Origin of the sequence: Chryseobacterium soldanellicola, from assembly GCF_900100115.1 — a bacterium.
Classification (GTDB): domain Bacteria; phylum Bacteroidota; class Bacteroidia; order Flavobacteriales; family Weeksellaceae; genus Chryseobacterium; species Chryseobacterium soldanellicola.
In genome coordinates, this window is sequence record NZ_FNKL01000002.1 from 947,012 (window position 1) to 967,267 (window position 20,256).

At 35.0% G+C, this 20,256-nt stretch carries 18 protein-coding genes; 10 read left to right on the top strand and 8 right to left on the bottom strand.

The annotated features are described in order from the left end of the window. Nucleotides 1-146: 146 nt before the first annotated feature. Nucleotides 147-842 carry a YjjG family noncanonical pyrimidine nucleotidase gene (locus BLT04_RS09155; protein ID WP_089755468.1) on the top strand — a complete coding sequence of 232 codons (696 nt, stop codon included), beginning with the start codon at nucleotides 147-149 and terminating at the stop codon, nucleotides 840-842. A 55-nt stretch (nucleotides 843-897) separates the two neighbouring features. Here BLT04_RS09155 and trpS read toward each other — a convergent pair whose 3' ends face one another. From trpS to ileS, 7 genes are all read right to left on the bottom strand, one after another. After that, a complete protein-coding gene (gene trpS / locus BLT04_RS09160; RefSeq protein ID WP_089755469.1) occupies nucleotides 898-1,866 on the bottom strand; it encodes a tryptophan--tRNA ligase in 969 nt (322 codons plus the stop codon). Between the two features lie 293 nt (nucleotides 1,867-2,159). Continuing rightward, nucleotides 2,160-2,804 (bottom strand): SanA/YdcF family protein, encoded by a 645-nt coding sequence (locus tag BLT04_RS09165; protein ID WP_089755470.1) that lies wholly within the window; start codon nucleotides 2,802-2,804, stop codon nucleotides 2,160-2,162. 14 nt (nucleotides 2,805-2,818) lie between these two features. After that, complete coding sequence (locus BLT04_RS09170; protein WP_089755471.1) at nucleotides 2,819-3,457, bottom strand: lipoprotein signal peptidase; 639 nt, start codon at nucleotides 3,455-3,457, stop codon at nucleotides 2,819-2,821. Then, nucleotides 3,457-3,648, bottom strand: coding sequence for a hypothetical protein (locus tag BLT04_RS09175; protein WP_089755472.1), 192 nt, complete (start codon nucleotides 3,646-3,648; stop codon nucleotides 3,457-3,459). Before BLT04_RS09175 ends, BLT04_RS09170 begins: the two co-directional genes overlap by 1 nt. Before the next feature lie 20 nt (nucleotides 3,649-3,668). Further along, nucleotides 3,669-3,914 carry a DUF6576 domain-containing protein gene (locus tag BLT04_RS09180; protein WP_089755473.1) on the bottom strand — a complete coding sequence of 82 codons (246 nt, stop codon included), beginning with the start codon at nucleotides 3,912-3,914 and terminating at the stop codon, nucleotides 3,669-3,671. 80 nt (nucleotides 3,915-3,994) lie between these two features. Continuing rightward, a complete protein-coding gene (locus BLT04_RS09185; RefSeq protein WP_034740299.1) occupies nucleotides 3,995-4,375 on the bottom strand; it encodes a TraR/DksA family transcriptional regulator in 381 nt (126 codons plus the stop codon). A gap of 59 nt (nucleotides 4,376-4,434) precedes the next feature. After that, a complete protein-coding gene (gene ileS / locus BLT04_RS09190; RefSeq protein WP_089755474.1) occupies nucleotides 4,435-7,890 on the bottom strand; it encodes an isoleucine--tRNA ligase in 3,456 nt (1,151 codons plus the stop codon). 633 nt (nucleotides 7,891-8,523) lie between these two features. On the opposite strand from ileS, the gene BLT04_RS09195 reads away from it, so the two are divergent. Together BLT04_RS09195 and BLT04_RS09200 are read left to right on the top strand one after the other, a co-directional pair. Further along, complete coding sequence (locus BLT04_RS09195; RefSeq protein WP_089755570.1) at nucleotides 8,524-9,816, top strand: flexirubin biosynthesis putative acyl-CoA ligase FlxY; 1,293 nt, start codon at nucleotides 8,524-8,526, stop codon at nucleotides 9,814-9,816. 98 nt (nucleotides 9,817-9,914) lie between these two features. Next, nucleotides 9,915-10,529: a hypothetical protein gene (locus BLT04_RS09200; protein ID WP_089755475.1), complete on the top strand. Its 615-nt coding sequence runs from the start codon at nucleotides 9,915-9,917 to the stop codon at nucleotides 10,527-10,529. Nucleotides 10,530-10,563: 34 nt separating this feature from the next. On the opposite strand, the gene BLT04_RS09205 is transcribed toward BLT04_RS09200, so the two are convergent. After that, nucleotides 10,564-11,808: an NAD(P)/FAD-dependent oxidoreductase gene (locus tag BLT04_RS09205; RefSeq protein WP_089755476.1), complete on the bottom strand. Its 1,245-nt coding sequence runs from the start codon at nucleotides 11,806-11,808 to the stop codon at nucleotides 10,564-10,566. Between the two features lie 96 nt (nucleotides 11,809-11,904). On the opposite strand from BLT04_RS09205, the gene BLT04_RS09210 reads away from it, so the two are divergent. The 7 genes from BLT04_RS09210 (at nucleotide 11,905) to BLT04_RS09240 (ending at nucleotide 20,255) form a co-directional block, all read left to right on the top strand. Beyond that, complete coding sequence (locus BLT04_RS09210) at nucleotides 11,905-13,422, top strand: flexirubin biosynthesis tyrosine ammonia-lyase FlxA (RefSeq protein WP_089755477.1); 1,518 nt, start codon at nucleotides 11,905-11,907, stop codon at nucleotides 13,420-13,422. A 91-nt stretch (nucleotides 13,423-13,513) separates the two neighbouring features. Next, nucleotides 13,514-14,245, top strand: a complete 732-nt coding sequence (gene fabG, locus BLT04_RS09215) for a flexirubin biosynthesis SDR family reductase FlxB (protein WP_089755478.1) — start codon at nucleotides 13,514-13,516, stop codon at nucleotides 14,243-14,245. Between the two features lie 88 nt (nucleotides 14,246-14,333). Further along, nucleotides 14,334-15,554, top strand: a complete 1,221-nt coding sequence (locus BLT04_RS09220) for a beta-ketoacyl-[acyl-carrier-protein] synthase family protein (protein ID WP_089755479.1) — start codon at nucleotides 14,334-14,336, stop codon at nucleotides 15,552-15,554. Between the two features lie 4 nt (nucleotides 15,555-15,558). Continuing rightward, nucleotides 15,559-15,813: an acyl carrier protein gene (locus BLT04_RS09225; RefSeq protein WP_089755571.1), complete on the top strand. Its 255-nt coding sequence runs from the start codon at nucleotides 15,559-15,561 to the stop codon at nucleotides 15,811-15,813. A 101-nt stretch (nucleotides 15,814-15,914) separates the two neighbouring features. Continuing rightward, nucleotides 15,915-16,799, top strand: a complete 885-nt coding sequence (locus BLT04_RS09230) for an LpxL/LpxP family acyltransferase (protein ID WP_089755480.1) — start codon at nucleotides 15,915-15,917, stop codon at nucleotides 16,797-16,799. Between the two features lie 170 nt (nucleotides 16,800-16,969). Beyond that, nucleotides 16,970-18,505, top strand: a complete 1,536-nt coding sequence (locus tag BLT04_RS09235) for a phytoene desaturase family protein (RefSeq protein WP_089755481.1) — start codon at nucleotides 16,970-16,972, stop codon at nucleotides 18,503-18,505. Beyond that, nucleotides 18,498-20,255 carry a C45 family autoproteolytic acyltransferase/hydolase gene (locus tag BLT04_RS09240; protein ID WP_089755482.1) on the top strand — a complete coding sequence of 586 codons (1,758 nt, stop codon included), beginning with the start codon at nucleotides 18,498-18,500 and terminating at the stop codon, nucleotides 20,253-20,255. The genes BLT04_RS09235 and BLT04_RS09240 overlap by 8 nt, the downstream gene beginning before the upstream one ends. The last annotated feature ends 1 nt before the right edge of the window (nucleotide 20,256 follow it).

The window sequence follows — 20,256 nt, forward strand, 5'->3', positions numbered from 1 at the left end:
AAAAATGATTCCTTAAAAGTGAAAACTTTGAAACCAAAAAAACAAACTATTGATTTTTTATTAAATTTTTCAAAGAATCTTGAGATCGTAAAGACCAAGACCAAGAATTATCCGATTTCCAAAAATTAAAACTAATTTTGTGCTGTATGAAAATTCAGCACATTTTTTTTGACCTAGACAATACGCTTTGGGATCACCGCAGGAACGCTTATCTTACCATTAAAAGCCTTTTTGAAAAACAGGAAATTACTTTAAAGTATGCTATTGATTTTGAAGAATTTCATTCTGTGTATCACGAAATTAACGAACGCCTTTGGGAAAACATTCGTGACGGAATTATTGATAAAGAATATTTAAGGAAACATCGTTTTTATGATACCTTCAAGTATTTTGGTGTTGATGATGAAGAATTATCAATGTTTTTTGAAGAGCATTTTTTAGATAAAATTCTTAATCATAATGAATTGGTTGAAGGCGCAGAATATATTTTGGAATATTTAAAAGCTAAAAACTACACGTTGCATATTATTTCCAACGGATTTAAAGAAGTAACGGAAAGAAAATGCATTTTATCCGGAATTGATAAATATTTTCAAACCATTACAAGCGCAGATTCTGTCGGCGTAAGAAAACCAAAACCTGAAATTTTTAAGTATTCTCTGGGTCTTTCTGATGCTAAAAAAGAAAACAGTATTTTGATCGGGGATGATTGGATCGCTGATGTTGTCGGCGCGCAAAATTTCGGTATGGATGTTATTTTCTTTGATGTATTTAATGAAAATAAACAAGAAGAAGGATTAAAATCGATTAAACATCTTTTACAGATAAAAGAATACCTGTAAAATTTTCGGCGGCACCGAAGGTGCCGCCGAAAACTTATTTATATAAAAATTAGAATTAAATTCCTAAGCTTTCTCTTACTCTTATAATCGTTTCAGTAGCGATTACTCTCGTTTTTCCTGCTCCTTCCTGAAGTTTTGCTTCCAGTTCATCAAGATTATTCATGTAATAAGAGAAAAGTTCTCTTTCTTTCTCAAATCTTATGAGAATCAAGTCTAAAAGCTCTTTTTTAGCATGACCATAACCATAGTTTCCTGCTAAATATTTGGTTCGTAATTCTTCCGTCTGCTCAGGCGTTGCAACCAATTGATAGATTGCAAATGTTTTATCCGTTTCAGGATCTTTAGGCTCTTCCAATGATTTTGAATCTGACTCAATGCTCATTATCTGTTTTTTCAGCTCTTTTTCAGGAAGGAAAATATTGATGATATTCCCTCTTGATTTAGACATCTTATGGCCGTCAGTTCCCGGAACATATTTCGTGTCTTTCTGAAGCTCAGCCTGAGGTAAAACCAATACTTCACCCATCTGATTGTTGAATCTTGAAGCTACGTCACGCGCAATTTCCAGGTGTTGAAGCTGATCTTTTCCTACAGGAACGATTTCTGCGTTATACAATAAAATATCTGCCGCCATTAAAATAGGATAGGTAAACAAGCCTGCATTTACATCCTGCAATCGGTCTGCTTTATCTTTAAATGAGTGCGCCAAAGTCAATCTCTGATAAGGAAAAAAACATGATAAATGCCAAGATAGTTCACAGGTTTCAGGGATATCACTCTGTCTGTAAAAAAATGTTTTTTCGGTATCCAGTCCACAAGCAAGCCAAGCCGCAGCAATCTCGTAGGTATTCTGTTTTAATTGTTTTGCATCTTTAATCTGTGTCAGCGAGTGAAGATTCGCGATAAATAAAAATGACTCATTTTCTTCCTGTTTTGATAGCTCAATCGCAGGAATGATTGCACCCAACAAGTTTCCAAGGTGTGGTGTTCCGGTGGCTTGAATGCCGGTAAGAATTCTTGACATTGTTTAAAATTTATATTAAAATTAATGAATTGCAAATTTATGGATTTCTCTCACAGATTTGATGGATTTTCACAGATGTTTGCGTTTAATTTTTGAATTTAAACGCAAGATTTTTATTTCCAAAACTATTTATTTTTTAGAAGGCAAAGGCAAATAAATTTGCTGCACGAAGCTTGAAAGCACAGCTTCATCAAATTAACTTGCTGATTAATTCTTTGCTCACTTAGAAAATTAATTATTGTCAAGTTAAAACTTTGCGTCAAAAATCTGAAACATCAGTGAAAGAAAAAATATTAAGGAATTAAAATTTTCTCTCCTCCAAATTTAGGTTTAACGCCTAAAATCAAATCATAATATGCCTTTGCTTTAGCAAGATATTCCCGCATATTGGTTTTAAAGCCAGCATATTTATTGACGTCTTTTGCATTGTATCCAAACGCTTCAACACCGTTTTGCTTTGCTAAAAATACGGCTCTTTCATTATGGAATTTCTGTGAAATAATTACCAGCCTTGTCTGACCGAAAATTTCTTTTGCTCTCACAACAGAATCCAATGTTCTGAAACCAGCATGATCCAGAAAAATTTTATCCTGCGGAATGCCGTATTGCATTAAAGTTAATAACATATCTTCCGGTTCATTATAATCTTTTGTACTATTATCTCCGCTTACGATGATGTTTTTAATTTTTCCGGCTTTATAAAGATCAACTGCAGCCTGAATCCTGTTGTAGAAATAAGCATTCGGAACGCCGCTGTTCAGGTTTTTACTTGTTCCTAAAAGCAGGGCAGTTTTTGTTTCAGGAACATCAGCAATATGGTAAGACACAAAATGATCACTGTCTTTTTCAATGCTGTAATTTGCCCAGGCAATAAAAATAATTCCTGCAACAAGAAGAAGCAGGAAAATTTTAAATATAGTTTTTATAATTTTTTTCATTGATTGTGAAATTCCTAAAATTCGAGCCCGTTCGGGAACGCTTTTTTTCTGAAAATTAATAATAAAGCTGCTCCAACTGTAATTGCGGAATCTGCAACATTAAAGATATACTTAAAAAATTCAAGATGTTTTCCCCCGATTAATGGAATATTTTCAGGAACGTTCCAGTCTACGATCGGAAAATGCAGCATATCAACAACACAGCCCCTCATAAAAGTAGAATACCCTTCACCAACAGGAACAAACTTGGAAATTCCGCCGTAACCGATCCATCGGTCAATGCTTGGGTCGTAAACAGTTCCGCTGTCAAAAATTAATCCGTAAAACATTCCGTCAATAAGATTTCCGATGGCTCCTGCAAAAATCATTGCCATTGGAATCAAAAGATAATTGGATTCCCCTTTTTGGAGCCATTTTTTGAAAAGATAAATCATTCCTCCAATTAAGAAAATTCTTACGATAACAAGGAAATATTTACCGATAACTCCACCAAAATGAAGTCCGTATGCCATTCCGGGATTTTCAACGAAAGTTAATTTAAAGCCGGGTAAAACAGAAATGCTGTCATCCAGATTAAAATGAGTTTTTACATAGATTTTTGAAACCTGATCTATTAGTAATATAAGGAAGGTTACTGCGAATATTTTTTTCATTACAATCCTTTTGGTTTAGAAGATTTTGCTATTTTTTCGTTTTTTTTATCAATAACCTTCTTAATTGTTTTCTGATTGTGAAATGTATTTCTGGTATGGAATTTTTCGAACTGGATATTCATATCCTTTAAAACACTTTTCAGAGCATTCAGTTCCATTGCATTTTTTGTGTGTACTATTATAGATTCCATTTTTTTGGTTTAAATATTTTTTATTTTCTGGACAATTCATCGAGCCTTTTTCTGTCTTTTGCAGACAAATCATTAATGCCGTTTTTGCCCATTTTACTCAAAAGGTGATCGATCTCTTTTTCCCTTTCGCGCTTTTCTGAATTAAACTGATCATCAATCGTGTAATTTCGTTGTTTATCGGGAAAGAATCTGCTTTTGATCCAATCTCTGTTGAAAAACAATAAAATTGCGGCAACAATAATGCCTAAAATTAATAATTCGCTCATGGCTATAAATTAAAAATCAGGTTTATAAAGTATTTCATGAAATACGATATAAACCCAAATTTATTTTACAAACCTTACGGTTATTTCTGCATATTTTTCGCTTCGATGCTCAAAGTAGCGTGAGGAACGGCTAATAATCTTTCCTTAGGAATCAGCTTTCCGGTTACTCTGCAGACACCATACGTTTTATTCTCAATTCTGATCAGGGCATTCTTAAGATCGCGCACGAATTTTTCCTGTCTTCCTGCTAAAATAGAATTTTGTTCTTTACTTAACGTCTCTGCTCCTTCTTCAAATGCTTTGAAAGTCGGAGAAGTATCGTCTGTTCCGTTATTCTGATCATTGATGAAACTTTCTCTGATCAGTTGCAAATCTTTTTCTGCTTTCTCTATTTTTTCCTTAATGATTGCTTTAAACTCTTGTAAATCAGAATCATTATATCTTACTCTTTCGTCTGACATGTTCTTTTCTCTTTTTTAATAAAATTATGAAATGGAATTTGAAATCCAATAACTATATGTTAATTTTTTTCAACATTTATCTTAAAATTAACCTCATCTATTTCGATTTCGTTAAAATTTGAAAGTGAAGATACAATTTCTATTTTATTTGACAAGACCTCCGATGAAATATATTCTTCATTTTTCTTAATATCATTTAAAAAAGGTGAATTTTCTTCTACAAAGATGTTTATTCTGTCTGTTAATTCAAAATTTTTGTCTTTTCTGATATTTTGAATCCTGTTGATAAACTCTCTTGCAATCCCTTCAGATTTTAACTCATCTGTTAGCGTCAAATCTAATGCCACAGTTGTTTTTCCGTCAGAAGTTACCGTCCATCCGGGGATATCTTTTGTCGAAATTTCCACATCTTCAAGCGTAATTTCGTAATTCTGAACGTCTATTTTGCCTTCTTTTTCAAGATCGGAAATTTGTTCTGTGCTAAGATTTGCAATCTCTCCTCCAACCACTTTCATGTCTTTTCCTAATTTGGGGCCAAGCGCTTTGAAATTTGGTTTGATCTGTTTTACAATTAAATGGGCTGCTTCTTCGGCATTGATTAACTGTAATTCTTTAACATTTACTTCCTGTTTTATTAACTCTCCGACGGCTAAAATTTGCTCTTCTGTTTTTTTGTCCAAAACAGGAATCAAAACTTTTTGTAACGGCTGGCGTACTTTTACATTTTCTTTCTTTCTTAAAGAGAAAACCATACTCGTAATGCTTTGTGCCAAGTGCGTTTTTTCAACCAAGTCCTGATCGATCAAGCTTTCATCAGCAACCGGGAAGTCTGTCAAGTGAATGGATTCAGCATTTTCTTTTCCTGTTACTTTATTTAAATCCTGATACAATTGATCCATAAAGAACGGAGCGATCGGCGCGGATAGTTTAGCAACAGTTTCCAGACACGTATATAAAGTCTGGTAAGCAGAGATTTTATCTTCTGAATAATCTCCTTTCCAGAAACGTCTTCTGCATAATCTTACGTACCAGTTGCTTAAGTTGTCATTTACAAAAGTATTGATTGCTCTTGCTACTCTTGTCGGTTCGTAATCTTCGTAGAATGCTTTTACTTCTTTAATTAATAAATTTAATTCAGAAAGAATCCATCTATCGATTTCCGGACGGTTTTCAACCTCTTTTTCAGAATAATTGAATCCGTCAACATTCGCATATAAGGCAAAGAATGAATACGTATTATATAATGTTCCGAAGAATTTCCTTCTTACTTCATCAATTCCTTCGATATCAAATTTCAGGTTTTCCCAAGGGTTTGCATTCGAGATCATGTACCAGCGTGTAGCATCCGGCCCGTATACTGAAAGTGTTTCAAACGGATCAACCGCATTTCCCAGACGTTTTGACATTTTCTGACCGTTTTTATCCAAAACAAGTCCGTTACTCATTACATTTTTATAAGCAACGGAGTCAAAAACCGCCGTTCCGATGGCATGAAGCGTGTAAAACCAACCACGAGTCTGATCAACACCTTCTGCAATAAAATCTGCCGGGAACGCTTTATTGGTATCAATTAATTCTTTATTCTCAAAAGGATAATGCAGCTGCGCATAAGGCATCGAGCCTGAATCAAACCAAACGTCGATCAAGTCGCTTTCACGTCTCATTTCTTTTCCTGAAGCTGAAACCAAAATAATTTTGTCGACTATATTTTTGTGTAAATCAACCAAAGCGTAATTCTGCTCAGACATATTTCCGATCACAAAACCTTTGAATGGATTTTCTTTCATGAAGCCTGCTTCAATAGATTTTTCAATCTCGTTGTATAATTGTTCTACGGAACCGATGATGATTTCTTCTTTCAGATCTTCAGTTCTCCAGATCGGCAACGGGATTCCCCAGTATCTTGAGCGGGATAAGTTCCAGTCGTTTACATTTTCCAGCCAGTTGGCGAAACGCCCTTCTCCGGTTGATTTTGGTTTCCAGTTGATTTCTTTATTTAAATTAACCAAACTTTCTTTTACAGCGGTCATTTTCACAAACCAGGAATCCAGTGGGTAATATAAAAGTGGCTCATCAGTTCTCCAGCTGTGTGGGTAACTGTGAACGTATTTTTCAACTTTGAAAGCTTTATTTTCTTTTCTTAATTTTAAAGCAATTCTTTCATCAACAGAAAGATAATTTTTTAAATCTGCTATGATCGATTTTAATTGTTCTTTCTGAATGTTGAATTCTGCAATTTTTTCGTCGTCGCTAAGGTATTCTGCTTTTACATATTCATTGGCAAAACCATAGACTTCATCTTGTACTAAAGACAAAAACCGACCTTGCAAATCTACCAAAGGAACCGGATTTCCGTTTTCATTTAAAACCAACATTGGCGGAACTTCAGGAGTAGCTTCTTTAGCCACTTTCGCATCATCAGCGCCAAAAGTCGGCGCCGTGTGAACGATACCTGTTCCGTCTTCTGTTGTCACAAAATCTCCTGAAATTACTCTGAAAGCATTTTCCGGATTTTGGTAAGGTTTAGCGTAATCTAATAACTGCTCATATTTAATTCCAACCAAATCAGCACCTTTAAATTCTGCTAATATTTGGTAAGGAATAACTTTGCTTTCCGAAGTATAGTTTTCGAAATCTTCATCAGTTCCTTCACTATATTTTTTTGCAAACTGTTTTCCAACCAAAGCTTTAGCCAAAACTATATTAATTGGCTCAAAAGTATATTGATTGAAAGTTTTTACTAAAACATAATCGATTTTTGGTCCGACAGTCAAGGCTGTATTCGAAGGCAACGTCCAAGGAGTTGTCGTCCAAGCTAAGAAATGTACATCTCCAAAACCTTGTAAAAATGAAGGCAATGTTTCCGGCAATGTCTTGAATTGTGCAACAACCGTTGTGTCAGAAACATCACGGTAAGCTCCGGGCTGATTTACTTCGTGCGAAGAAAGTCCTGTTCCTGCTTTAGGCGAATAAGGCTGGATCGTGTAACCTTTGTATAATAATCCTTTATCATACAATTGCTTCAACAACCACCAAACCGTCTCCATATATTTTGACTTATACGTGATATACGGATCTTCAAGATCTACCCAATATCCGATTTTTTCGGTAAGGTTATTCCAGACGTCTGTATAGCGCATTACCGCTTCACGACAAGCTTTGTTGTAATCTTCAATAGAGATTTTTGAGCCAATATCTTCTTTCGTGATTCCTAATTCTTTTTCTACGCCAAGCTCCACAGGAAGTCCGTGTGTATCCCAACCCGCTTTACGGAAAACCTGCTTCCCGTTTTGGGTCTGATAACGACAGAAAATATCCTTTAATGCTCTAGCCATAACATGGTGAATTCCGGGCATGCCGTTTGCTGAAGGCGGACCTTCATAAAAAACAAACTCAGGTTTGCCCTCACGAATCTCAACACTCTTATTGAAGGTTTTATTCTGTTTCCAGAATTCCGCGACATTTTCTGCTATGTCAATAAGGTTGAGGTTTTTGTATTCTTTAAATTGGCTCATTGTAATATATCAATATCGTTGATTAATTAAGTTGGCAAATTTACTAAAATTTACCGGTTTATAATATATGTTTTATTTTGATCGTTTGGATTAAAAATTATGTTCAGAAATATAAATGTTTGAATTAATTTTTGTGAATTGTTAATGGTAAATGAGTGAATTTATTAAAGCAAATTATAAGAAACTTTTGGGAATTCAATGTTTTTCATAAATAGGAGCGGGCTTTAGCCCGCTTTCAATTTAGATTCAATTCAATTGGCTTTAGCCAAAACTTAAAATTTCTCACACAAATTTTGCTGACAGCGCAGATTTTTTAACGTAAAGTTTTAATTATAACTAATATCAAGTGAGCAAGAAGAATCATCAGGTTGATTTGATGAAGCTGTGTTTTCAAGCTTCGGGCAGCAAATTTATTTGCCTTTGCTTTCTAAAATCAAAAGTTTAAAATAAAACCTTTGCGTTTAAATTAAAAAACAAATAACACAAAGTTTTCACGAATAAACACAAATATTAAAACACAATCATCTGTGAAAATTCGTGTCGATCTGTGGTTTAAAATTCAACACTAATATTTCAATCATTCAATCTTTTAATTTTAATTAAATAAATTTGTCTTCTAAAAATAAAAAACCATTGGAATTCTATCCATCAATCGAAAAATCAGACATTCAGGAAATAAAAAAGTTTCAGGAGGAAAAACTTCAGGAGCTTTTGACCTATCTTGAAACGCATTCTCCTTTTTATCAGAAATTATTCAAAGAAAACAAAATCAATATTGCTGATATTCAGACGCTGGAAGATTTGCAGAAAATCCCGACGACGACCAAAAATGACATTCAGCAGAATAATGATGATTTTTTCTGTATCACTCCTGATAAAATTGTAGATTACAGCACAACTTCGGGAACTTTGGGCGATCCTGTAACCTTCGGATTATCAGATAACGACCTTGAAAGGCTGGCTTATAATGAAGCCATTTCTTTTGTCTGTGCAGGAATTCAAAAAGGAGACGTTGTACAAATGATCACGACCATTGACAAACGATTTATGGCAGGTTTAGCTTATTTTTTAGGATTGAGAAAAATGGGTGCAAGCGTTGTCAGAATGGGTCCCGGAATTCCGGAATTGCAATGGGATTCAATTTTCAGATATAAGCCAAAATATTTGATTACCGTTCCGTCGTTTTTATTAAAAATGATCGATTATGCCGAAAAACATGGCGTAGATTACAGAAATTCCAGCGTTTATGGTGCGGTTTGTATCGGTGAAAGCATCAAAAATCAGGATTTTACGGATAATATTCTTTCACAAAAGATCAAGGAAAAATGGGATATTAAATTATTCTCAACCTATGCCTCCACAGAAATGAGCACGGCTTTTACGGAATGTGAATATCAAATCGGAGGGCATCAGCATCCTGAATTAATCATTACGGAAATTCTGGACGATGAAGAAAATCCGGTAAAAAATGGAGAAAACGGTGAGCTAACCATTACAACGTTGGGCGTTGAAGCCCTTCCATTGTTAAGATTTAAAACAGGAGATATTGTAAAAGCACATTATGAGCCTTGTCAATGCGGAAGAAATACCATGAGACTCGGTCCTGTTGTCGGACGAAAGCAACAGATGATCAAATATAAAGGAACGACGTTGTATCCGCCGGCGATGAATGATATTTTGAATGATTTCAATACAATTTTGTGTTATCAGATCGTGATTCAGTCGAATGAAATCGGGTTGGATGAAATTATCATTAAAATAAGCACAGATAGTGACTCTGAAAATTTCGTCAACGAAGTAAGAGACCATTTCCGGGCAAAATTGAGGGTAAGTCCAAAAATTGAGATCATAGATTTTGATGTTTTGTCCAAAACGGTTTTTAATCCAAACAGTAGGAAGCCAATTACATTTATAGATTTAAGATAAATGACCATAATATTTAACGAAAATAAAAATAATAGTGGTTCGATCGGACTGCTTTTTTATAATATATTTACGAACTTAAATTTTGAAAATTATAAACTATGAAAAAATTATTTTTGCTATTATTTATGGCAATTACAACGGCCACTTTTGCTCAGACTGAAAATCAGCTGATTATCCAGCAGGGAAACTTAGATTTTCTAAAGGATCAGACAGAAGTGAATGTTCAGCTGAAATTTGATAATACATTGTATCAGGTTGAAAATTTTACTGAAGCTCAATATCTTGAAAAAAGAAAAGAAGATATTTTGAAAAACCGTAAAAAAACAGAGCAGGATTGGCATAAATGGAGTGATGCCTGGGAAAAATTCAAAACAACCGATTATTTGGATTATTTCTTAAAAGGAATAAATAGCAAATCGAAAAAAGTTCTTTTCAGAAAAGAAGTAAATGCAAAATATACTTTAATTATTGATGCAAAATGGATTTATGTAGGTTGGCATGGCGGAATGATCGGGCAGGAAGCAAAACTAACTTCAGATATTACTTTTGTTGAAACAGAAAATCCGTCAAAAGTTATCATGAAAATACAAGGTGATAAAATATTGGGTAAACCACAAAATAAGGATTTTGTAATGGAATACGGAAGAGTTGCCGGAGCGTACGAAGCAACAGGAAAAGAATTAGGAAAAGTGATTAAAAAAGCTTTAAAATAAAAATAAAAACGGTCTGAATTTTCAGACCGTTTTTTTACTGTTGTTGCTTCTCCATTTTGATAAGGTTCGCAAGATTTTTTATGACTGTGTCGTGCTTCTTCACGAAAGGATTTTCTTTATTCCAGACGTAACCTGCTAAAACGGCGCAGATTTTTCTTTTAACATCAGGATTTTCGGGTTGATGGAAGAATAATTCCTGCAAATTTCCGGTGTACCATTCTTTCACATATGTCGTGAAAACATCAACACCGTACAGGATATAATCAGCGAATTCTTTTTGCCAGTCAATTTTTTCGCCATTTAGCTGTCTTAAAGCCAGTTTTGCGGCTGTCATTCCGCCTTCTGTGGCAAAAGCCATTCCTGAGGAGAAAACAGGATCAAGGAATTCAGAAGCATTTCCCGTCAGGGCAAATCCGTCTCCGAATAATTTTTTTACCGAGCAGGAATAATCTTTTAAATGTCTTGGTTCAAAAAGAAAATCTACATCTCCGAAACGTTTTACATAATAATCGGATAGAGAAATTGCTTTTCGTAAGGCTTCTGCAGCGTCTCCGTTTTCAGATAATTGATCAATATATTCAGTCGGACCAACAATTCCTACACTCGTATTTCCATTAGAAAAAGGAATTACCCAAAGCCAGACTTCAGTTTCAATAATATCAAAAGAAATTAAAGTTCCTTCAACGCCTTCTTCTCGATTAACATCTTCAACATGAGCAAAAATCGCTGAATGCGGAGATAATTTTGAAGGTTTTTCTAAATCTAAAAGTCTTGGTAAAACTCTTCCGTAACCGCTTGAATCGATCACAAATTTAGCATGAATTTCCTTCGTTTCGCCGTCTTTATTTTTCACAGTGGTGATAGAATCTGTACCATTAAATTCAATGCCGATGACTTCAGTTTCAAATTCAAGGTCAATACCTTTATTAATAACCTCCTGAGCCAGCGTATTGTCAAAATCAGCTCTCGGAACCTGCCAGGTCCAGTCCCAGCCTTCCCCGAATTTATCACTAAAATCAAAGATGCAGACTTCGTCACCTCTCAAAAAACGCGCTCCCAGTTTTTTCTCAAAACCCATTTTATCCAAAGCAGGAAAAAGTCCGGCTTCATCAAAATGATCCATCACTCTCGGAATTAAGCTTTCGCCTACAACCAATCTCGGAAACTTTGTTTTTTCGACAACTTTTACGTTGATATTGTTCTTCTTTAAGAATGAAGAAGATACGCAACCCGACGGCCCGGCGCCGATTACGAGAACATCAACAAATTCTTTGCTCATCTTTGATTTTTTATTTTAATAATAACTTCTATCTTTGCCGCAAAATTAGTGACAATTAATTAATATTTACAAAATTATCTATTATTACTTTAATTAATGAAAATAAATAACTTTTTAGGACTGAATGACTTTAAAAAAATCATCATTGAAAATCAGAAAATAGAACTGGATGATACGCTTTTGGCCAGAGTGGATAAAAGTTTTCAGTTTCTGAAAGAATTTTCAAAAAATAAAGTAATTTATGGTGTGAACACAGGTTTCGGACCAATGGCCCAGTTCAAAATCAGTGATGAAGATACGCATCAGCTTCAATATAATTTAATCAGAAGCCATTCTTCAGGAATTGGAAATGCTCTTCCGCCGCAGGAAGTTAAAGCTTGTATGCTGGCAAGACTGAATACTTTATCTCTTGGAAATTCCGGGGTTCATCATTCGGTAGTTAATTTACTTAAAGAATTAATAAACAGAGATATTACACCGTTGATTTTCGAACACGGCGGAGTAGGCGCAAGTGGTGATTTGGTCCAGCTGGCGCATTTGGCTTTGGTTTTAATCGGTGAAGGCGAAGTTTTTTATAAAGGGGAAAGAAAATCCACAAAAGAAGTTTTCGGAATTGAAGGTTTAGAACCCATAAAAGTGGAGATCCGTGAAGGGCTTGCTTTAATGAACGGAACTTCCGTGATGTCAGGGATTGGGATTGTGAATGCATTTAAAGCCAATCAATTAACTGAGATTTCAATTAAATTATCTTGTGCGATCAACGAAATCGTTCAGGCTTATGATGATCATTTATCTGAAGCCTTAAATGGAACAAAGCTTCACGCAGGCCAGCAAAAGATTGCAGCAAGAATGCGGGCGCATTTGTCTGACAGTAACCTAATTAGAAAAAGAGAAGATCATTTATATACTCATTTTGAAGAGCAGGAAAAGGTTTTTAAAGAAAAAGTTCAGGAATATTATTCGTTAAGATGTGTTCCGCAGATTTTAGGACCTGTTTTGGATACATTGGAATACACGGAGAAAATTCTTGAAAATGAGATCAATTCAGCCAATGATAATCCAATTATAGACGTTGAAAATCAGCATGTTTACCACGGCGGGAATTTCCACGGAGATTATATTTCTCTGGAAATGGACAAGCTGAAAATTGTGGTAACAAAACTGACCATGTTGGCAGAAAGACAATTAAATTATCTTTTAAACTCAAAAATCAACGAAATTTTGCCTCCTTTTGTAAATTTAGGTAAATTAGGCTTTAATTTCGGGATGCAGGGCGTTCAGTTTACAGCAACTTCAACAACAGCAGAAAGTCAGATGTTGTCAAATTCTATGTACGTTCACAGTATTCCTAACAATAATGATAATCAGGACATTGTGAGCATGGGAACAAATGCTGCCGTGATTTGTAGAAAAGTCATTGAAAATGCTTTCGAAGTATTGGCAATTGAAGCCATCACGATTATTCAAGCAATTGAGTATCTTGATTTTAAAGATAAAGTTTCATCATCCACAAAAGAATTATATGATGAAATAAGACAAATTATCCCTGCTTTCTCAGACGATATGGTGATGTATCCATATTTGGAGGAAGTGAAAAAATATTTAAAAAAATAAGGAGTTTGGGGAACCCGAAGGGTTCAACAATAATAGCCGTAGGTAAAACCTATGGAAAATTAAAACCATAATCCGGTAAAAGCAACAACCAATGAAATGTGCAATTGTAACAGGAGGCTCCAGAGGAATAGGAAGAGCAATCTGTATAAAACTGGCAGAAGAAAAAAACTATCATATTTTAATCAACTTCACCTCAAATGAGGCTGCAGCAAAGGAAACGTTAGCTAAAATAGAAGAATTGGGATCTACAGGAGAAATTCTGAAATTCGATGTAGGAAATGCGGAAGAAACTTTAAAAGTTTTAGGAGAATGGCAGGAAAAAAACGCGGATTCAGTAGTTGAGGTGATCGTTAACAATGCCGGAATTACAAGAGACGGATTATTCATGTGGATGCAGAGCGAAGACTGGAACTCTGTGATTAACACAAGTTTAAATGGATTTTTCAACGTGACAAATTTCTTTATTCAGAAATTGTTGCGTAATAAATACGGCAGAATCATCAATATGGTTTCTGTTTCCGGAGTAAAAGGAACGGCCGGGCAAACTAATTATTCTGCCGCAAAAGGCGCTTTGGTGGGAGCTACAAAAGCTCTTGCTCAGGAAGTTGCCAAAAGAAATATTACTGTAAATGCGGTCGCTCCGGGTTTTATCAGGACAGATATGACACAGGATTTTAATGAAAACGAACTGAAAGCAATGATTCCTGCCAACCGATTTGGTGAAGCTGAGGAAGTTGCGGATCTTGTTGCATTCTTGGCTTCGAGAAAATCTTCGTATATTACAGGTGAGGTCATCAATATTAACGGCGGAATTTATTCATAAATAATAAAATAATGTAGCAATGTAGCAATTTACCAGTGTATCAATTATTGTTACATTGTTAAACTGATACATTGTTAAATTTATAAAAATGGAAAACAGGGTTGTAATTACCGGAATGGGAATTTATTCCTGTATTGGGATTTCTTTAGATGAGGTTAAAGAATCGCTTTACAAGGGAAAATCCGGCATTGTTTTAGTGGATGAAAGAAAAGAATTTGGTTTCAGATCAGGCCTTACGGGCGTTGTTCCAAAACCGGATCTGAAAAGTCTTTTAAGCAGAAGGCAGCGCATAAGTATGGGCGAAGAAAGTGAATACGCTTATCTGGCGACCATCGATGCATTAAAGCAGGCAAAAGTAGATCAGGATTTTTTAGATCACAATGAAGTTGGGATTTTATACGGTAATGATAGTGTTTCTCGGGCAGTTGTAGAATCGATCGACATTGCAAGAGAGAAAAAAGATACGACTTTAATGGGTTCAGGAGCGATTTTCAAATCAATGAACTCAACGGTCACGATGAACCTATCCACGATATTTAAATTAAGAGGAATTAATTTGACCATCAGCGCAGCTTGTGCCAGTGGATCTCATTCGCTAGGATTAGCTTATATGATGATTAAGAGCGGGTTACAAGATATGATTATCTGTGGAGGCGCTCAGGAAACCAATAAATATTCAATGGCAAGCTTTGACGGGTTAGGTGTTTTTTCGGTAAGAGAAGATGAGCCTGCAAAAGCCTCAAGACCTTTTGATAAAGACAGAGACGGACTGATTCCCAGCGGTGGAGCAGCAACTTTAATTGTAGAAAGTTTAGAATCTGCCCAAAAAAGAGGTGCTCAAATTTTAGGCGAAATTATAGGTTACGGTTTTTCATCGAACGGCGGTCATATTTCAACTCCAAATGTTGACGGACCGGCTTTAGCGATGGACAGAGCCTTAAAACAATCGGGATTAAACCCAAAAGATATCGATTATATCAATGCTCATGCGACTTCCACGCCACTTGGTGATGCAAATGAAGCCAAGGCGATTTATGAGATTTTCGGAAGTGAAGTTCCGGTAAGCTCTACAAAATCAATGACCGGCCATGAATGCTGGATGGCAGGCGCTAGTGAAGTTATCTACTCGATTCTGATGATGCAAAATGATTTCGTTGCTCCGAATATCAATCTGGAAAACCCTGACGATGAGGCAAAAAGGATAAATTTAATTGCTGAAACAAAAAGTCAAAAAATTGACGTATTTTTGTCAAATTCTTTTGGATTTGGGGGAACAAATTCTGCATTAATAGTTAAAAAATTTGATTAAAAACATGGAAAGGGAAAAAATTATTGCCATCGTGAATGATTTTTTAGTAAATGAATTCGAGGTAGACGGCGATGAAATCAGTAATGAAGCAAACTTTAAAAAAACGTTAGGCTTAGACAGTCTTGATTATATTGATATGGTCGTTGTGATCGAATCTAATTTCGGCGTAAAATTAGGTGAAGCCGATTTCAAGCAAATGATCACATTTGATGATTTTTATACTACAATTGAGAACAAAATCACTGAGAAAAACGCTTAATTATTGATTGAAATTTTACTTTAAAATATAACGATCTACCAGTTTACCGATGTTTAAATTATTGTTACATTATTAGACTGATACATTGTTAAATTGAAATTATGAACAAGTGGAAAGGTAAATCTAAAGGGACGATTCTGGGGTACAGAATTTTCGTCTGGTGCATTAGAAATATCGGAATCCGAAGTTCGTATGTCGTTCTTTATTTTGTGGCTGCCTATTACTTTTTGTTCGAAAAAAACAGCAACAAATACTACACTTATTATTTTCAACAAAGGCTTAATTACGGATATTGGAAAACAAAAATTTCATTATTTAAAAGTTATTTCACTTTCGGGAAGGTTTTGATTGATAAAACAGCTATTTCTGCTGGATTAAGAGAAAAATTTACATACGAGTTTGACGGCGTTGAAAACCTCAAAAATCTTTTAAACGAGAAAAAAGGCGGAGTTTTAATCAGTGCGCACATCGGTAATTTTGAAATCGCAGAACATTTTTTCGCGGATATTGATTTTGACTGTCAGATTAATTTAGTCACAACAGATCAGGAAGTTACAGTCATTAAAGAATATCTTGAAAGTGTTACCGTTAAAAAAAGCAACATCAAATTTATTTACGTGAAAGAAGATATGTCGCATATTTTCGACATCAATGAAGCGTTATCAAAAAATGAATTGATCTGCTTTACAGGCGATCGTTATTTTGAAGGCTCGAAATTCCTTGAAGCTGATTTGCTGGGAAAAAGTGCGAAATTTCCGGCCGGTCCTTTCCTGATTGCGTCCAGATTGGGCGTTCCCGTGGTGTATGTGTACGTGATGAAGGAAAAAAATCTTCATTATCATTTATATGCAAGAGTTGCCCAACAGGTGAAAAAGCGCGATGCACAGGGCCTTTTGCACTCTTACGCCCAAAATTTAGAGTCCATGATTAAAAAATATCCTCTTCAATGGTTCAATTACTTTGATTTTTGGGACGATATTGATTAATTTTCAATATTTTTAGGGCAGCTTTTCCGCCTTCCGCTCCCAATCTTTTTTGCCCAATCTTTCCCAAGCAAAAAAAAGGATTTCCGCTCAAGTCGGGCTGCAAACAATTCAACGTTAAAAAGTCTTGTTAAGATTCAAAAACTTGACAAAGCTGATAAAAATTAATCTCCTTGAAAAAAACATACGACATATTGGTTATCGGTAGCGGATTGGGAGGTCTTGTTTCGGCCCTCATTTTGGCGAAAGAAGGCCTGAAAGTCTGTGTTTTGGAGAAAAATAATCAATATGGCGGTAATTTACAGACATTTTCCCGTGATAAATTGATTTTCGATACCGGAGTTCATTATTTGGGTGGGCTTTCAAAAGGGCAAAATCTTCATCAATTCTTTTCTTATTTAGAAATCATAGACGATCTCGAACTTCATAAAATGAATGAAAACGGCTATGACAAAATCACTTTTGAAGGTGATGAAATCGAATATCCCCACGCTCAGGGTTACGAGAATTTTGTTGAGCAGCTGTCAAAATATTTTCCTGAAGAAAGAGAAAATCTTGAAAATTATTGTGAAGAAATTCAACGGGTTTGCAATCATTTTCCAAGGTATAATGTTGTCGGGAAGGATAATTATAATGAAGAAATTCTGCATTTAAATACAAAAAGATTCATTGAATCGATTACTTCGGATAAAAAATTACAGTCGGTTTTGTTGGGGTCGAATTTCCTGTACGCAGGAGATTCGGAAAATATTCCATTTTATGTTCATGCGTTGACAGTAAATTCTTACATTCAAAGCGCTTATAAATGTGTGAAAGGAGGAAGCCAGATCTCAAAATTATTAATTAAAAAATTAAGAGAATATGGCGCAGAAGTTCACAAGCATTCCGAAGTTTCTGAAATGATTTTCAATGAAAATAATATTCTCATTGGCGCAAAAACAAAATCAGGGAAAGAATATTTAGCAAAAAAAATTATATCAAATATAGAAATTCGTTCATTAATTCAATTAATTGGTGAAGAAAGATTGAAAAAATCATTTTTAAACCGGATTTTAAGCTGGGAGCCTGTTTCATCATGCTTCAGTGTTTATCTGGTCTTAAAATCTCATTCAATCCCGAATTTTAATTATAATATTTACCATTATTCTTCAGAAGAATTGGTCTGGAATGCTTATCGGTACGACAAAAATCTCTGGCCGGAAACATATATGCTTTCTTCTACAGCTTCAAAGCATCATCCTGAATTTGCCGAAAGCTTAACCGCAATTTCCTACATGGATTTTGACGAGGTCAAAAAATGGCAAAATACATTCAACACTGTTGCAGAAGAAAATGAGAGGGGAGAACAATATGAAAAATTCAAGCAGGAAAAAGCAGAAAAAATGATTGATGCTTTAGAAAATAAATTCCCGAATTTGAGAGATTCGATTAAAAATATTTATACTTCTTCTCCGCTGTCTTACCGTGATTATATCGGAAGCTTTGACGGAAATATGTATGGTTACATCAAGAGTTCGGAAAATCCGTTGAAAACTATGGTTTCTCCGCGGACAAAAATTGACAATCTCTTTCTGACAGGCCAATCTGTTAATATGCACGGGATTTTGGGTTGCACGATCGGGGCTTTCAATACATGTGCTGAAATTTTAGGAAAAGAACGTATTGATGAACGATTGACACAAATGATTAATAAGAATAAAAATGAATAGAAGTAGCAAGCAGTCTGTCATTCAGAACGAAACGAAGTGGAGTGAAGAATCTAAACAATTTGGAATAGATTTCTCCTTCCGTCGAAATGACATCGGGAAGCTTTTAGCTGTGTTTATACTTCTTAGTCTCACATCCTGCGGTGTCAGAAAATCAATAAAACACGTTCCTGAGGTAAAACAATATTCACTAGAAATACCGAAAGTCAATAAAATTAATGACTCAACTTTTAGCTTTAATCAAAATTATTTAACCAAAAATAAGCAGCGGCTTTGGGAGCTTTATATTAAAGGAAATCCTTTGCAATTGGGCTACAATAATGGAGCTTTGACTCAGGATTTGATGCAGAAGCAGGAAGATATTTTCTTTTCAAAAGTAGAAGGTTTTGTTCCCTCGAAGTTTAAGCAAAATCTTTTAAGAGGTTTTTTAAAATGGTACAACCGGAAAATGTATCTCAATGTAAGAGAAGATTATCAGGCTGAATTGTACGGATTATCTCAATATTCATCGGATAAATACAACTTTATTGCGCCGAAATATTTGCGAAGCTTATACCTTCACGGAGCCCACGATATTGGTCATGCGATGCAGGATCTGGCGATGGTTGGCTGCACTTCTCTCGCTGTCTGGAACGAGAATACCGAAGACGGCGATCTTTTGATCGGAAGAAATTTTGATTTTTATGTTGGTGATGAATTTGCGAAAAATAAATTAGTGGAATTTGTCGAACCGGAACAGGGAATTCCTTATATGTCAGTAAGTTGGCCCGGAATGATCGGCGTGGTTTCCGGGATGAATAAAGAAGGAATTACAGTAACGATCAATGCAGGAAAATCTAAAATTCCGTTGACGGCAAAAACTCCGATTTCTTTGGTGACACGGGAAATTCTACAATATGCAAGAACGATTGATGAGGCGATTGCGATTGCTAAAAAGAGAAAAGTTTTCGTTTCGGAATCAATTTTGGTTGGAAGCGGCAACGATAAAAATGCAGTAATTATTGAGGTTTCGCCTGATAATTTTGGGGTTTACAGGGTTCAGAATTCAAGCAGGGTTTTTTGTACAAATCATTTTCAGTCAGATGCTTATAAAGATGATAAAAGAAATCAGAAGCATATTATAGAAAGTCATTCTGAGTACCGTTATGAAAAGCTTCAGGAACTTTTGCATGAAAATAAAAAACTGACTCCTGAAAAAATAGCTTCAATTTTAAGAGATAAATCCGGGTTGAAAGATGAAAAAATTGGATATGGAAACGAAAAGGCAATTAATCAGCTTTTGGCGCATCATGCAGTAATTTTTTCACCTCAGAAAAAGCTGGTTTGGGTGTCTTCAAATCCTTATCAATTGGGAGAATTTGTTTGTTATGACTTAAGCGAAATTTTTTCCGGTAAAAGATTAAAAAGCGGAAAATTTGCAACATCTGAATTGAATATTTCTAAAGATACTTTTATAGATTCACAGGATTTCAAAAATTATGAAGAATATAAAAAATTAAGTTCTCAAATTGAAAATGCTATTGATGATAAAGAAAAAACACTTTCTGATGAATTTATCGTTCATTATCAATCTTTAAATCCTGATTTTTGGCTGGTTTATTATCAAGCCGGGAAATATTATTTCAATAAAAAAAATTATTCAAAGGCAAAAACAGAATTTGAAAAAGCATTGACAAAGGAAATTACAACGGTTCCGGATAAAGAGAATGTTGAAAAATATGTAAAGAAAACTAATAAAAAATTGAAAAATTAAT

Coding starts and splice junctions, on each gene's coding strand:
- BLT04_RS09230 (WP_089755480.1), top strand. CDS start 15,915: ATGAACAAGTGGAAAGGTAAATCTAAAGGGACGATTCTGGGGTACAGA.
- BLT04_RS09180 (WP_089755473.1), bottom strand. CDS start 3,914: ATGAGCGAATTATTAATTTTAGGCATTATTGTTGCCGCAATTTTATTG.
- BLT04_RS09155 (WP_089755468.1), top strand. CDS start 147: ATGAAAATTCAGCACATTTTTTTTGACCTAGACAATACGCTTTGGGAT.
- BLT04_RS09240 (WP_089755482.1), top strand. CDS start 18,498: ATGAATAGAAGTAGCAAGCAGTCTGTCATTCAGAACGAAACGAAGTGG.
- BLT04_RS09170 (WP_089755471.1), bottom strand. CDS start 3,457: ATGAAAAAAATATTCGCAGTAACCTTCCTTATATTACTAATAGATCAG.
- BLT04_RS09210 (WP_089755477.1), top strand. CDS start 11,905: ATGAAAATAAATAACTTTTTAGGACTGAATGACTTTAAAAAAATCATC.
- trpS (WP_089755469.1), bottom strand. CDS start 1,866: ATGTCAAGAATTCTTACCGGCATTCAAGCCACCGGAACACCACACCTT.
- fabG (WP_089755478.1), top strand. CDS start 13,514: ATGAAATGTGCAATTGTAACAGGAGGCTCCAGAGGAATAGGAAGAGCA.
- BLT04_RS09175 (WP_089755472.1), bottom strand. CDS start 3,648: ATGGAATCTATAATAGTACACACAAAAAATGCAATGGAACTGAATGCT.
- BLT04_RS09225 (WP_089755571.1), top strand. CDS start 15,559: ATGGAAAGGGAAAAAATTATTGCCATCGTGAATGATTTTTTAGTAAAT.
- BLT04_RS09200 (WP_089755475.1), top strand. CDS start 9,915: ATGAAAAAATTATTTTTGCTATTATTTATGGCAATTACAACGGCCACT.
- BLT04_RS09205 (WP_089755476.1), bottom strand. CDS start 11,808: ATGAGCAAAGAATTTGTTGATGTTCTCGTAATCGGCGCCGGGCCGTCG.
- ileS (WP_089755474.1), bottom strand. CDS start 7,890: ATGAGCCAATTTAAAGAATACAAAAACCTCAACCTTATTGACATAGCA.
- BLT04_RS09220 (WP_089755479.1), top strand. CDS start 14,334: ATGGAAAACAGGGTTGTAATTACCGGAATGGGAATTTATTCCTGTATT.
- BLT04_RS09185 (WP_034740299.1), bottom strand. CDS start 4,375: ATGTCAGACGAAAGAGTAAGATATAATGATTCTGATTTACAAGAGTTT.
- BLT04_RS09165 (WP_089755470.1), bottom strand. CDS start 2,804: ATGAAAAAAATTATAAAAACTATATTTAAAATTTTCCTGCTTCTTCTT.